This window comes from Ruegeria meonggei (assembly GCF_042768335.1).
In the GTDB taxonomy this organism is placed as follows: Bacteria; Pseudomonadota; Alphaproteobacteria; order Rhodobacterales; family Rhodobacteraceae; genus Ruegeria; species Ruegeria meonggei.
The window spans coordinates 1943268-1958008 of sequence record NZ_JAXHBT010000001.1 but is presented as its reverse complement, the minus strand read 5'-3'; the positions used below and the strand labels follow the sequence as shown (position 1 = coordinate 1958008).

General features: G+C 57.9%; 11 protein-coding genes and 1 tRNA gene. 8 read left to right on the top strand and 4 right to left on the bottom strand.

Annotated features, from left to right (window positions below; genetic code table 11):
- The first annotated feature begins 152 nt into the window (after positions 1 to 152).
- Both SJY13_RS09640 and SJY13_RS09635 read left to right on the top strand, forming a co-directional pair.
- Positions 153 to 590, top strand: a complete 438-nt coding sequence (locus tag SJY13_RS09640) for a DUF2924 domain-containing protein (protein ID WP_377190448.1) — start codon at positions 153 to 155, stop codon at positions 588 to 590.
- Positions 583 to 2256, top strand: coding sequence for a recombinase family protein (locus SJY13_RS09635; protein ID WP_377190446.1), 1674 nt, complete (start codon positions 583 to 585; stop codon positions 2254 to 2256). The genes SJY13_RS09640 and SJY13_RS09635 overlap by 8 nt, the downstream gene beginning before the upstream one ends.
- Before the next feature lie 328 nt (positions 2257 to 2584).
- Here the strand turns inward: SJY13_RS09635 and SJY13_RS09630 are convergent.
- A tRNA-Gln gene (locus tag SJY13_RS09630) sits at positions 2585 to 2659 on the bottom strand.
- Positions 2660 to 2966: 307 nt separating this feature from the next.
- Between SJY13_RS09630 and SJY13_RS09625 the strand changes: the two genes are divergently transcribed.
- Complete coding sequence (locus SJY13_RS09625) at positions 2967 to 3875, top strand: haloalkane dehalogenase (protein WP_377190444.1); 909 nt, start codon at positions 2967 to 2969, stop codon at positions 3873 to 3875.
- Between the two features lie 21 nt (positions 3876 to 3896).
- Here SJY13_RS09625 and SJY13_RS09620 read toward each other — a convergent pair whose 3' ends face one another.
- Entirely contained in the window at positions 3897 to 4400 is a 504-nt protein-coding gene (locus tag SJY13_RS09620) for an SH3 domain-containing protein (RefSeq protein WP_085821458.1), read from the bottom strand.
- Between the two features lie 156 nt (positions 4401 to 4556).
- On the opposite strand from SJY13_RS09620, the gene SJY13_RS09615 reads away from it, so the two are divergent.
- From SJY13_RS09615 to SJY13_RS09595, 5 genes are all read left to right on the top strand, one after another.
- Positions 4557 to 5543 carry a 2-hydroxyacid dehydrogenase gene (locus SJY13_RS09615; protein WP_085821604.1) on the top strand — a complete coding sequence of 329 codons (987 nt, stop codon included), beginning with the start codon at positions 4557 to 4559 and terminating at the stop codon, positions 5541 to 5543.
- Between the two features lie 51 nt (positions 5544 to 5594).
- On the top strand, positions 5595 to 7388 hold the full coding sequence (ggt, locus tag SJY13_RS09610) for a gamma-glutamyltransferase (RefSeq protein ID WP_377190441.1): 1794 nt from the start codon (positions 5595 to 5597) through the stop codon (positions 7386 to 7388).
- 12 nt (positions 7389 to 7400) lie between these two features.
- Positions 7401 to 8813, top strand: a complete 1413-nt coding sequence (locus tag SJY13_RS09605) for an FAD-binding oxidoreductase (protein WP_377190439.1) — start codon at positions 7401 to 7403, stop codon at positions 8811 to 8813.
- Positions 8814 to 8907: 94 nt separating this feature from the next.
- Complete coding sequence (locus SJY13_RS09600) at positions 8908 to 10245, top strand: hypothetical protein (protein ID WP_377190437.1); 1338 nt, start codon at positions 8908 to 8910, stop codon at positions 10243 to 10245.
- A 141-nt stretch (positions 10246 to 10386) separates the two neighbouring features.
- On the top strand, positions 10387 to 12894 hold the full coding sequence (locus tag SJY13_RS09595) for a GcvT family protein (RefSeq protein ID WP_377190435.1): 2508 nt from the start codon (positions 10387 to 10389) through the stop codon (positions 12892 to 12894).
- Positions 12895 to 12938: 44 nt separating this feature from the next.
- On the opposite strand, the gene SJY13_RS09590 is transcribed toward SJY13_RS09595, so the two are convergent.
- Complete coding sequence (locus SJY13_RS09590; protein WP_377190433.1) at positions 12939 to 13592, bottom strand: DUF938 domain-containing protein; 654 nt, start codon at positions 13590 to 13592, stop codon at positions 12939 to 12941.
- On the bottom strand, positions 13589 to 14662 hold the full coding sequence (locus SJY13_RS09585; RefSeq protein WP_377190431.1) for an NAD(P)/FAD-dependent oxidoreductase: 1074 nt from the start codon (positions 14660 to 14662) through the stop codon (positions 13589 to 13591). Before SJY13_RS09585 ends, SJY13_RS09590 begins: the two co-directional genes overlap by 4 nt.
- Positions 14663 to 14741 lie beyond the last annotated feature (79 nt).

Below are 14741 nucleotides of genomic sequence, written 5' to 3'. Positions count from 1 at the left end.
GACACAACCAAACAGGCCAATGCTAGGTAAATAAATCACCTTTTCGGAATTTAATTGATGACTGGATATAAGAGACTGAAAATGTTATAGACTTTCTTATCCTGAACACCTTCAGGCTCGTCTCGGTAGAAGCTAAATCATACGGAGACGACATGACCAGTACACAATGTCCAAGCAAAAACCCAAGATCGGCCGAGGATCTTGAAGCTCTCACCAGAGAGCAATGTACTGCCCTGTGGCGAAGCTGTTTCAGAACACCTTTTCCACGGCACCTCAGCCTGACGATCGCCAAACCGATCCTGGCATTTGAACTCCAGACCCGGCAACTAGGTGGTCTGAATCGTCAAACGCAATCGGCGCTCAAAGCCGCCACGTCACACCAGCGGGACCAAAGAGCACCCGCGATGCAGCCGGGAAGTCAGATTGTCAGGGAGTGGAATGGCGTGACGCACCGCGTTGATGTGCTCGAGGAAGGGTTTAGCTGGAAAGGTCAGACCTACCGGTCGCTCTCGGCAATCGCCAAAGCCATCACCGGCGCGCATTGGTCAGGGCCTAGGTTTTTCGGACTGAAGGAACGCGCCAATGGCTAGCCCCAAAATCCGATGTGCCATCTACACCCGTAAGTCGTCCGAGGAGGGTCTGGAACAGGACTTCAATTCTCTCGACGCGCAATATGAGGCCTGCGCAGCCTTCATCACCAGCCAGCGCCATGAAGACTGGAAGCTTGTCCGACAACGGTACGATGACGGGGGGATTTCCGGCGGAACGATGGATCGCCCGGGTCTGAGGGCACTGCTGGCAGACATCGACGCCGGGCGTGTCAACAGGATCATTTTCTACAAGATCGACCGGCTTACCAGGTCGCTGGCTGATTTCGCAAAAATCGTTGATCGGCTGGACGCGGCTGATGCCTCTTTTGTCTCTGTCACGCAGTCCTTCAACACCGCCACCAGCATGGGACGGCTCACGCTCAACATGCTGCTAAGCTTTGCCCAGTTCGAGCGCGAGGTCACGGCGGAGCGTATTCGGGACAAGATCGCGGCCTCCAAGGCAAAGGGGCTCTGGATGGGTGGTACTGTTCCTCTGGGCTATGATCCGCATCCCGACAAAACGATCCGTGGTCTGGTCATCAATCCCGCGGAAGCCGAAGATGTCCGACGCCTCTATCAGTTTTGTGTCGAGCTGGGATCGCTCCCGAAGGTCTGCGCCGCCGCAGAACGTCAGGGCATTCGGTCCAAACGGCGCAGTTACAGCTCCGGCAGGAAGCTCGGCGGTACCATCATGTCAAAAGGGCAGATCCATCACATCCTCACCAATCCGATCTACATCGGTCGGATCAAGCACAAAAGCAAAACCTATCCGGGAAAGCACGAGGCCATCATCGAGCAGTCGGTTTGGGATGAGGTACAGGCGACCCTTCAGGCGCGTGCCGTCAAGGCGCGAGGCGCGCATGCCGGCACCTCGAATGGTGCCATGTTTAAAGGCAAGCTCTTTGACGAGACCGGCGATCATCTCACCCCAAGCCAAACCAGTAAGAACGGTCGTGTGTTACGATACTACATTTCCAATCGGTTGATCCGGGGCAAAGACCCGACCGGATGGCGCCTTCCGGTGTCGACGCTTGAGGCCACGCTTACGGATGCGATCAAAGCAGCGCTCAACGACAGTGCCTGGCACCTGGCGCTTCTGAAAGACGCTGATGTCTCCGAGATGCAGGTTCTCGCAGCACGCATCAAAGATATGATCGACCAAAAAGCTATCACCGTCGCTGCCGCCGCAGATCTTGTCACTCGTGTTGATCTGGCGCGGGAGAATATCTCAATCGCACTCGATCCGGACAAAACCGCAGACTTCTTGACCGTCGACCTTAACAGGATCGAGCGGGATCACCTGACGTTGCGAGTAACTCTCCGGCTGCGTCGGCGTGGGGTTGAACAGAAGATACTGATTGGCGATATGAAGCCTGAGCCGAATCCGGTGCTCGTCAAATGCCTGGCCGATGCCCATCACTGGGTCGCTCTTCTCAAGGAAGGAAAGCCGCTCGCCGATGTTGCAATCCATGCAGATGTCGATCCCGACTACATCCGAAAACGTATAAAACTCGCCAGCCTGTCGCCCAAGATACAAAGCGCAATCGCGTGCGGTAACCATCCCGATCACTGGTCCATTCTCTCGCTGATCCGAACCAAAATCCCTTTGGGCTGGGAGGCGCAGGAGAGGCTGCTGCTGGCAGAGCAATCCTCAAATTCCCTGTAAGCCCAAATCCATTCCCTGTTAATTCCCTGATAGGCGTTCAAATTTTCCCTGATATTGCGAGCCGGGAAATTACGAAATTACCCTTTATATACAGGGCGCTACCAAACTCTAAAATCGATCTGAATAAGGTTTTCGAGAAAACTTCCCTGTTATTTCCCGCAAAACAGGGAAAACTGGCTCGGCAAATTCCGCCGACAGAGACAAACAGGGAAATCGCGGGTTTTATTGCTAAAGATTAAGTCTCTCCAGGAATGCGCACGGGCTAACCCGCGGTAAACACCGGGGAAATTCTGCCAAGAACAGGGAAGTACGTTTTTCTGCGTGTGAGTGGCTGGGGTGGTAGGATTCGAACCTACGATACACAGTACCAAAAACTGCTGCCTTACCACTTGGCTACACCCCAACGGTGAGGCGCTATCTACGATTGTTGATTGGAGGGTTCAAGACCTTTCCGACAAAAAATGAACATGCCGCGAAAATTATTTTTCGGGACGTGCAAGGGTGCGAATACACCTCTTTAGTTGCCAGAGTTTGCGGCCCGATCGACTGGGCCTTGATTGCAGGTTTTCGCATCGCTGACCAAACGAAATGTTAACCGGCGCCCCTGAACTGAGGCTTGCGACCGGCGGTGTTGGGCTGTTTCATGGAACCATACAAGCTGCAGGGTCGTGGCGACCCAAAGCTATCGTGATCAAAAACACAGGTGAGATATGAAAACCCTGCGCACCCCAGATGAACGGTTTCAAGGCCTCGCGGATTACAGTTTTGCTCCAAATTACACGGATGTAGACGATACCGAAGGCGGCAAGCTGCGTGTTCACCACGTGGACGAGGGGCCGCGTGAGGCTGCGCCGGTGCTGATGATGCATGGTGAACCAAGCTGGTCATACCTCTACCGCCATATGATTAATGGTTTTGTGTCCAAGGGACACCGCGCTGTTGCTCCGGACTTGGTTGGGTTCGGTCGCTCGGACAAACCTTCGCAGCGCAACGATTACACTTATGCACGCCATGTCATGTGGATGGGGGACTGGCTGCGCGCCGTCAATCTGCGCAACATTACGCTGGTCTGTCAGGATTGGGGTGGATTGATCGGGTTGCGGCTTTGGGCTGAGATGCCGGACAGATTCGCGCGCATTGTTGTGGCCAACACCGCGTTGCCAACAGGCGATCAGCCAATGGGCATTGCCTTTGAGAATTGGCGCAGGTTCAGTCAGGACGTGCCGGTGTTTCCCGCCGGGGGGATTTTGAAGGGGGGTACTGTTTCACACCTGTCAGACGAGGTCATCGCGGCCTATGATGCCCCATTTCCCGACGAAAGCTACAAAGCTGGGGCGCGGCAGTTCCCGATGCTTGTGCCTGCTTCACCCGATGATCCAGCCACCGCGCCAAACCGTAAGGCCTGGAAGGTGATCCAGGAATTGCAGACCCCGGTATTGACCGCCTTTGGGGCCGACGATCAGATTATGGCCGGCGTTGATACAGTTTTCCAAAAGTTGTGCCCAGGCGCAGCAGGTCAGCCTCATGTCGTGCTGCCGAAAGCCGGACATTTCCTGCAAGAGGATGTCGGCGCGGATTTGGTGAGTCTGACCTGTGATTTCATTGACCGTACGTCGTGACCGCAGGCCAGGGCCTCTGGATCACTCGCGGACTTCGGACGGATCGACCCCCCAGAGGTTCGATTTGAGCGTCCAGCCGCGATAACCGCCCGCTGAAACATAGCACCAGTCAATGCTGCAGCTCCCCAGTCGCGCAACGACACCGGATTCGAATTGCGCGCTGACCTGCGTGTTGGGATCAGGGTTGATGTAGACTGGCAGCATCTCGGCTTCAATCAGTACAGTGCGCACACCGGACAGCAGCGCGTAATGGACCCAGCCCCCGGCACCGTCGCGATCCTGCACCTTGCGCCAATTGCCATATTCAGCTGTGATCTGCAGCGGCATGCCGCGCCGTTTGAAAACCCAGTCGATTCGATGGGTCAACGATGGGCCGCGGCGCACGTTACCTTCTGCGGCCTTCATCGACACATAGCGCGGCAGTGGAAGGTTTGTCACAGGGCCGCGCTTGTCCTGCGCGCTGGCGGGCAACGCGCCAGCTGCGATCAGAAATACGGACACTATCGCCAAAAAACGGCGCTTCACCGGTCGAGAACCACTCACTGCCTGTCTGCTCTTGTACTTGTTTATCTTGCTGCGAAAAAAGGTCGTCTCAATAGCTTTGGGGTTCTTGTGCCCCGCCTTATCCTGCGCCACGATGCCATGGCGCGCGAATGTTTGCAAAGCGATGGGAGTGCCAAGGTGACAAGAGAACGTCTGAGTGTTGTCGTAACGCGACGGTTGCCCGAGGCGGTTGAAACCCGGTTGAGCGAATTGTTCGATGTGCAGCTGCGCGACTCGGATACGCCCATGACGCGCGAAGAACTTGTGACGGCGGTGCAAACGGCCGATGTTCTGGTGCCAACCGTGACGGATTCGATCGATGGTGGGCTGCTGGGACAGGCGGGTGAAAACCTGCGTCTGATCGCGAATTACGGGGCAGGGGTCGATAACATCGACGTCGCAACGGCGCGTCAGCGCGGTATTTTGGTATCAAACACGCCGGGCGTCTTGACCGACGATACCGCTGACATGACCATGGCGCTTATACTGGCCGTAACCCGCCGGATACCCGAGGGGTTGTCCGTCATGCAAAAAGGCGACTGGACCGGCTGGTCTCCGAACGCCTTGCTTGGGGGACGGATCGGTGGTCGCCGCCTTGGGGTGCTGGGGATGGGCCGGATCGGTCAGGCCGTCGCTCGTCGCGCCAGCGCTTTTGGGATGCAAGTCCATTATCACAACCGCCGCCGCCTGCGTCCAGAGATCGAACAAGAGCTTGAGGCAACTTACTGGGAAAGTCTGGACCAGATGGTGGCGCGAATGGACGTGATCTCTGTTCATTGTCCGTCGACACCATCGACCTTTCATCTGATGAATGCGCGGCGGCTGAAGCTGCTGAAGCCCACGGCCGTTGTCGTAAACACGTCCCGTGGAGAAGTGATCGACGAAAACGCCCTGACGCGTCAAATTCGCTCGGGTGACATCGCGGGCGCTGGATTGGATGTTTATGAACACGGCACGGATGTCAATCCGCGCCTTCGGCAGCTGCCGAATGTCGTCTTGCTGCCGCATATGGGATCGGCCACTTTGGAAGGGCGGATCGAGATGGGTGAAAAAGTTATCGTCAATATCAAAACGTTCGAAGATGGCCACCGCCCGCCGGATCAGGTCGTACCATCCATGCTGTAAGGCGTTCGGATTAGGCCAAGGCGGCAAATTTCGATTTTTCAGGAGGATACTATGAGACGAAGTCTGATTTCAGGATTGTTTTTGACGGCGTTTGCGTTTGCCGGCCCGGCTTTTGCGCAAGAGACCGCAGATGCCGTCGCGCCCGAAGGGGCCTCTGAGGGCCAGGTTCAGGGCCTGACCGACGAGGTCATCGCAGCGCTTGAGGCCAAACTGGCTGGCGAACCGGTGACCTCACAGAACTGGATGGTCGCGGCGGCGAATCCCCTCGCCGTTGAGGCCGGGGCCAAGGTGTTGCGGGCAGGCGGCTCGGCCGCTGACGCGATGGTTGCCGTGCAAGTGGTTCTGGGTCTGGTCGAGCCACAATCCTCGGGTCTTGGTGGTGGTGCGTTTCTGGTCTGGTATGATGCGGCCACCGGTCAGCTGACCACGCTGGACGGGCGCGAGACCGCGCCGTTAGAGGCCACGCACAGGTTGTTTCACGACGATAACGGCGAGCCGCTCAAGTTCTTTGATGCGGTTGTTGGTGGCTTGTCCGTTGGCACGCCCGGCACGCCAGCGCTGCTGGGAGAGGCACACCGGCGCTGGGGTCGTAGCCCGTGGCCAGGCCTGTTTCAGGATGGTATCACCCTGGCTGACAACGGGTTTCTGGTCTCGCCCCGGTTGGCTGGCCTAGTTGAGGCAGACGCCGAACGACTGTCGCGCTTTCCGGTGACTGCCGAGTACTTTCTACCCGACGGCGCGCCTTTGCAGCAAGGGCAGCGCCTGACGAACCCGGCCTATGGTGACACTTTGCGGGTTCTGGCCAGTGACGGGGCCGCAGGGTTTTATGGCGGCGAAATTGCCGCGGGGATTGTCAGCACGGTGCGAAACGCGCCGGGAAACCCGGGTGTGTTGTCGGGCGTCGATCTGGCACTTTATCAGGTGATCGAGCGTGAACCGGTTTGCGCCGCCTATCGCAGCTACGAGGTTTGCGGCATGGGCCCGCCGTCATCCGGAGCCCTGACAGTCGGGCAGATTCTGGGCATGCTGGAAGGCTATGATCTGGCCGCCATGGGTCCCGAGGACGCCAATACCTGGCGTCTGATCGGCGACGCCTCGCGTTTGGCCTTTGCGGATCGTGGTCGGTACATGGCCGATCACGACTTTGTCCCCATGCCCACGCAGGGTCTGGTCGACCCGGGTTATCTGTCCCAACGGGGTGAACTACTTGGCGGAGAGGGCGCACTGACCGAAGTCGGACCGGGAAATCCTGAATTTGATCACGCATCGAACTGGGCTGATGATATGTCGATTGAGCTGCCCTCGACCTCGCATATCTCGATCGTGGACCAGTATGGCAACGTATTGTCGATGACCACGACGATCGAAAACGGGTTCGGGTCGCGGTTGATGACCAACGGGTTCCTGCTGAACAATGAGCTGACCGATTTCTCGTTCAAAACCCACAGTGACGGCGTGCCGATTGCCAACCGGCTTGAGCCCGGCAAACGCCCGCGCTCGTCCATGAGCCCGACAATTGTGATGCAGGACGGTGCGCCTGTTCTGGCTATCGGGTCACCCGGCGGTAGCCGGATCATCGGCTATGTGGCCAAGTCGATCATCGCCTGGGCGGATTGGGATATGGATGTGCAACAGGCGCTGTCCCTACCGCATATGGTCAACCGCTTTGGAACCTATGATGTCGAACAGGGCACTGCGGCCGAAGGGTTCGCGGATGCGCTGATCGAACAGGGGTTCGAAGTTAATCCTCGCGACCTGACCTCGGGATTGCATGCGATTGAAATCGGCGACGTGCTGGTAGGTGGTGCCGATCCTCGGCGCGAAGGTATTGCGCTGGGCGAATAAGGGAGAAACCACATGGTGCAGGCAGCCGCGTTGCCGCGAAACGAGGTCGGAATTGAAACGGCTGTCGGCATTCTACAGCAAAAGTTCGGGGACCGTCTGCAAACCGGGCAGGCGATCCGCGAACAGCATGGTCACACGACAACTTGGATTGAAAACCAGTCCCCGGATGCGGTGGTTTATCCCCATTCGACCGAAGAAGTTTCCGAGATCGTCCAGACATGTGCCCAGCATAAGGTGCCGGTCATTGCATTTGGCACTGGCACCTCGCTTGAGGGCCATGTGAATGCGCCGGCTGGTGGTATCTCGGTCGATATGATGCAAATGAACAAGGTTCTGGCCGTTCACGCCAGCGATCTGGATTGCGTCGTGCAACCCGGTGTGACGCGCGAGGATCTGAACACGTATCTGCGCGATCAAGGCCTGTTTTTTCCGATTGATCCGGGGGCGAATGCGTCACTGGGGGGCATGGCGGCAACCCGTGCCTCGGGTACCAACGCCGTGCGCTATGGCACCATGAAGGACAACGTCCTCAGCCTTGAGGCCGTGATGCCGGACGGGCAGATCATCCGCACGGGCCATCGGGCCAAAAAATCCTCAGCCGGGTATGACCTGGCCCGCCTGCTGATTGGTGCCGAAGGGACGCTGGGCATTATCACGGAAATCACCTTGCGCCTGCAGGGAATCCCCGAGGCGATCACCTCGGCCCGTTGCTCATTCTCGACGGTCGATGCGGCCTGTCAGGCGGTGATGATGACCATTCAGTATGGCGTCCCCGTCGCCCGGATCGAGTTGCTGGACGAAATGTCAGTCAAGGCTGCCAATGCCTATTCCGGACTCAGCTTGCCGGAAACACCGCTGTTGCTGCTGGAATTCCATGGCTCTGACGCGGGTGCAGCCGAACAGGCCGAGACATTTGGTCAGATCGCCGAAGAGTTCGGCGGTACTGACTTTGCGGCCACTTCAACCACGGAAGAGCGTAACAAACTGTGGCAGGCCCGACACGACATGTATTGGGCCAGTCTGCAACTGCGCCCCGGTGCGCGCGGCATTTCCACAGATGTTTGTGTCCCGATCTCGCGGCTGGCTGAGTGCGTTACCGCAACGCGGGAAAAGGCCGAAGACCTTGGCCTGCTGGCACCGATTGTCGGACATGTTGGTGATGGGAATTTCCATACCCTGTTGTTGATCGACATGGATAACCCGGACGAGGTGACCAAGGCGGATGGTTTTGTCGGATGGCTGAATGATCTGGCCATTTCGATGGATGGAACCTGCACAGGTGAGCACGGGATAGGCCAGGGCAAGCGGCCTTATCTGGTTAAAGAGCTTGGATCCGCAGTTCATTTTATGGCTGCAATCAAGCAGGCTCTGGATCCGGATAATATTATGAACCCGGGCAAGATTTTGCCGGGCTCCGAGCCCTGATCTGACATCGGTTTTCTACATCAAAGCCATAACAGTGCCTCAATTTACCACTATCTGTTTCGCAAAAGAGCAGTGTTAGAATTTGAGGTTTCTAATGAACGCACTAAGGTTCATTGGCTTTGCCGTCGTTATTGTTTTGGTCATAGCCGGGCTGGACTATTATCAGCAGGACAAAAGGCACGAGGGCACCCTGTCCGTCAGCGCGTACATCGGTACGTTCAAGGCGCGTTTTGCTGCGTATAACGAAGAATTGGATGCCGAACAGCTTGAGCGTGAACGAAAGAAGCGCTGGCATGCCGGTGGCAAGCCCTACATGCCTGAAACTGGCGGCGGCTGGGTGCGTCGGGCGATTGTCGATCGTGAGTTCACGCTTAATGCCCGCGAAGGACCGCATCTAGCCACCGTCAGCGCGGCCGCGCGGCCCCTGGCCAGCAATGTCGCAGTGCAAAAGGTCGAGACGCTAGCCAAAAAAATGGATCAGATCAGCTGGGTCTATGAAAAGGGCGAATACACCCTTTGGCTTCAGGTGCAGCTCAAGAAAGACGCCAGATCTAACTCGCTGGTTGGCAGTATTGCCCAATCCGTGGCCGCGATGGATTTCGGCGGTCGGGATTACGCCCCCTTTGGCGTTATCGGCGGTGTCGCCTATTTCCAGTTTGCGCAGAATGAATACAGCGTGATCACTGTTGATGATCGGGCTTTTTGGGCGATGATCACGGCAACTGTTTCGAATCTGGACGCACCGGCAGGGTTCAGCATCTACAAGGGGACACTTGGGCTAGGGCAGGAGATTCGGGTGCAGCTCTATTCGGATGCACCCGCGCCTGACGTTTACGCCTTCCTGTCTCAGATAGACCATGAAGCGATGAATGGACTGCTGGACAAACCTGTGCCGGGTGTTGCCAATGATGCAGCATCCGATCCCGAAAGCGAGGCCGAGCTGGCCATAAACATGGCTGCGCTTCGGGGAGAGTTCGTTAAGCTGCGGGCAGAACTGGCCCGGATGCGGCTGGACAATATCGACGGGCTGGCGCTGGTGGCCAACTCGTTGGCCGCGCAATACGGCTTGCCCGGTGATACGTTTGATCTGACGGCCAACAACATCCAATCTGCAGATGACCTTGTTCAGGTCGGTTACCGCAAGGGGCTGAGTGACCTGTTGTTGGAGGAAACCCAAAAGGCGGATGCTGACGGCAAAAACGTTCTGGGACGTCTCGTTGCCTCATTCAGCGGTGAGCAAGCCGAAGACGGCACTCAGGCAGGGGGTGCACAGGCGGGGTCGGGCAGCTTTTTGGGCGGGCTGAAGTCCATGTTCCAGAAGGGTGACAGCGCCGAAGCTACCCCAGTGCGCGTCAACAAAGGCGGCTCTGGTCTGTCCAGCAAATGTTCCACCAAAGCGGCGTTCAAGAAGTGTACCTTGACCGGCGGGTAATTCCGCCCGTGGCCTAGTTAAAAAGTGACCGTCAAGAGATTGGGGGTCGCTTTTTTAGTATCACTGGTCGGATGAATGTCGCGCCGAGGGAATCAATTGCGCCATATGGTGGCAACAGATTCCAAGGGGAGACACCCGGCTATGAAAACCCAAGTCAAAGCACTGGTCGTTGGCGGCGGCGCCATCGGGACCTCGATCGCCTATCATCTGGCCAAGGCGGGCTGGGACGATGTGATGCTGATCGAACGGGACGAGTTGACGTCCGGTTCAACCTGGCACGCGGCTGGCCTGCTGCCATTGTTCAACATGTCTTATGCCACGACGCATATTCACAAGTACTCGGTCGATTTCTACAAGCAGCTTGAGGAAGAAACTGGCTTGAACGCGGGTTTCGCCGTTGTCGGCAACCTGCGCATGGCCCAGACGCAAGAGCGTATGGACGAATACATGCTCTACGCCTCAACAGCTGAGACCTGTGGCGTGCCGTACGAATGGCTGACCCCGGATGAGATCAAGGCCCGCTGGCCGCTGATCAACACCGAAGACTTGAAGGGTGCGATCTATCACAACACCGATGGCTACATTAACCCGGCGGATGTAACGCAGGCGATGGCCAAGGGCGCGCGCCAGCATGGCGCAGAGATCGTGCGCAAGATGCAGGCCGATACGTTCCACTGGAATGGTACTCATTGGGAAGTCACCTGTACCAAGATGGTTGAGCAGGGCGGGAACCTTGTTCCCGGCGATGAGCAGGTTGTCATCACCGCCGAACATGTGGTGACCGCGTCGGGCAACCACGCGCAGCGCACTGCCAAAATGCTGGGCATCAAAATGCCTGCCATTCCGGTCGAGCATCAATTTATCGTCATGGATAAAGACCCGGCGCTGGTCGAGTATCGCGCGAATGGGGGGGATGAGCATCCGGTTATCCGGGACGCTGACGCACAGTCCTATGTCCGAGAAGAACGTGGCGGCTGGATTCTGGGTGTCTATGAAAAGAACGCGCCAGCGTGCTTTGAACATGGCGTGCCCGACAGTTTCCGCGCCGACCTGTTTCCGCTGGATCTAGAGCGGATCGAAGAACAGTACATGGCGATGATCCACCGGGTTCCGTCGTGTGAGGAAAGTGGTCTGAAAGACGATTTCAACGGCCCGATCTGCTATACGCCCGACGGCAACCCGCTGGTCGGTCCCGCGCCAGGCCTGCGCAACATGTGGCTGGCCGAAGGGTTCTCGTTCGGCATCACTGCTGCAGGCGGCACCGGACACTTTCTGGCGCAGATGATGGTTGATGGCGAAGCCGAGATTGACATGGCCTCGCTGGATCCCAAACGGTACTCCAGCAACTGGATGACCACCGAATTTGCCGCGCGCAAGAACGAAGAATGTTATGACCACGTCTACATCCTGCACCACCCGGATGAAGAGCGCCCGGCAGCCCGTCCATTGCGCACTGCACCGGCCTATGACCGTCAGAAGGCGCGCGGCGCTCAGTTTGGTTGGGTCAACGGCTGGGAACGGCCTAATTACTATGGCCCGCTGGATGCACCGGAAAACTTCGATCACGACGCGCGGTCTTTCCGTCGCGGTGGCTGGTGGCAGCATGCCGTGGACGAAGCCAAAGCGATCCGTGAAGGCGTCGGCCTGATCGACGCGACCGCGTTCACCAAGCACGTCGTCAAAGGCCCTGGCGCGACACAGTTCCTGGATTGGTTCACCTGCAACAAACTGCCCAAGATCGGTCGCATCAATCTGACCTACGCGCTGACGTCGCATGGCACCACACGTACTGAATACACCATCGTCCGCAACGGCGAGAACAACTACTACATCGTCTCGGCCGGTGCCTGGACCGAGTATGACGCCGACTTCCTGCGCAAGGCGGCTGAAGACAAAATGGACGAGTTCGGCTATATCGAAATCCAGGATGTGACCACCCAGTGGGGCGTCTTTGCCATCGCTGGCCCCAAATCGCGAGACGTTCTGAAAGAGGTCATCAAAGACGCCGATCCGGACACCGCACTGTCCAACAAGCGCTTCCCCTGGCTGTCTGCCCGTCAGATTGAGCTGGGCATGTGCCCCGTCAACGCCATCCGCGTGGCTTATACCGGTGAGCTTGGCTGGGAGCTGCACCACCCGATGGAAATGCAGAACTATCTGTTCGATCTGCTGGAGAAGGCAGGCGAAAAGCACGGCATGAAACTGGTCGGTGCTCGTGCCCAGAACTGGCTGCGTCAGGAGAAATCCTATCGTGCCTTCGGCACCGAACTGGGCCGTGACGCGAACCCGCTGGAGGCTGACCTGCCACGCTTTGTGGACTTGAACAAAGAGTTTCACGGCAAGGACAAAATGGTCGAAACCGGCGTGCGCGTGAAATGTTGCACCTTGCTGATCGACGGACCGGATGATGCCGATCCCTGGGGCCGCGAAGTGCTGTACACGCCGGAAGGTGAGCGCGTCGGGCGTCTGACCTCGGGCGGGTATTCGGTGGCTTTCGAGAAATCCATCGGTATGGGCTATGTAACGCCCGATCTGGCGGTCGAAGGCACCAAGCTGAAGGTCAAGTTGCAGGACAAGCTGTGGGATGCGGTCGTCACCTGCGACAGTCCCTACGATCCTAAAAACGAGGTCATCCGCAAGGACGGCTAAGGTCACGAAAACGGGCGGTGCCAGACAAAGCCGCCCGTTTTTGCTCAGCCGGGCGGTTTTTCGGCGACAAAAGCCAGATTGTTGGCGGGCATGGTGACAGTCTCAAGGATGGTCAGGCCGTGCCGGGTCATCAGCCCCGCGATATCTGTATCGTCCTTGTAGCCGATTGCCGGATCTTGCTGGATCAACGCGTCGTTGAACCTCTGGTCACCGTCACTGGTCAGCTTCCCGCCACGTTTGAACGGCCCATACAGGATGAACCGACCGCCGGGCAGCAAGGTCTGCGCCGCTTCACTAACCAGAGTTTGGGTTTCCTGCCAGCTGATCAGATGCACCAGATTGATCAGGACGATCAGATTCTGACCGCCATGATGTTGGTGCCACCCGTTTTCAGTGGCGTTCAGCGCAACAGCGGGTGCGACGTTGGACAGTCCGGCGACATAAGCATCAATACTGTGCCGCCGATCCGCTGCAACCTCGGTAGGTTGCCAGAACACATTCGGCAGGCACTGCGCGAAGGCGCTTACATGTTGCCCGGTGCCGCTGGCAAGCTCCAGCGCTTTGCCGGTGTCGGGCGCCCATTGGCACAACAGTTCGCACAGCGCGTCTGCGTTGCGTGTTGCAGCGGGGGCGATCAGCCGATCGCCCTCGCCCTGATTTGCCACACTTGCGCTGGAGGGCAGGAGTTTTTTGGTCATCCGCGCAGCCTGTCCGGGCTGAGTGCTGCGATAACCGCCGGATCCAGCATTGACTGGGTGCCCGTCGCCAGATCGGCAACAAGCTGTGAGGCCGCCGGGCAGGTCTGAAACCCGTACCCGCCTTGACCTGCGGACCAAATGAAGGACGGATCAGACGGATCGGGCCCCAACACCAGGGTTCCGTCCGGTGCAAAGCTGCGCAGCCCGGCCCAGTTCGCCTCGACCCGGGTGACGGGCTGGGTCATCATCTTTTCGTACCGGGCCAGACCTTCGGCCAGCACCATATCGTCAGCATAGGCGTCCTGTGGCGCGACCGGATCGGCCTCGGATGGTGAGACCAGAAGCTTGCCCGCATCGGGTTTGGCGTACCACGTCTCGCCCGTGCCCAGCATCATGGGCCAATTCCGAACATCATGCCCGCCCGGCGCGGGTAGCCGCGCCATTGATCGGCGCTTGGGCACTATGCCGATTGGTGTAATCCCGGCCAAGGCGGCGATCTGATCAACCCAGGCCCCGGCGGCATTGACCAGATTGCGCGCCTCAAAAACCTGGCCGGCCTCAACTCGCCACGACCCGTCTTTTTGAATGCGGCTCACCTTGCATTTGGTCAGAACCTCGCCGCCATTGCGGCGAATAATGCGCGCAAAATCCTGTAACAACCTGTCGGTGTCGATGTCAAAAGCGCCCTTGCTGATGGCAGCGTAGCCAACGGTATCGGGGTTCAGGATCGGGACCCGGCGCAGCGCGTCATCAACCGAGATAGCCTGCATGTTCAGATCAACAATATCGCGATCAAAAACCTCCCCCTGATCCTTGCCGCCAACCAGCATCAGGCCGCGTGGCGTCAGATACCCACCGTTTTCATCGCGCAAAAAGCTGGCCCCGGCCTTGCTCAGTTCGACAACCGAAGCTGGACCATAGCTTTGTTCGAACAACGCAGCCGAGCGTCCGGACGTGTGATAGCCCAGAGCATCCTCGGCCTCTAACACAGTAACACGCCCATGGTTGGACAGGCGCGCACCTGCACTTAACCCGGCAATCCCGCCGCCAATGATCAGAAAGTCAATCATGTATTCCCTTTTCGAAATTTGACATCTACGCGACGAAATAGTCGCCAATACGCCTTTGATCCCTTTGGAAACTTTAAGC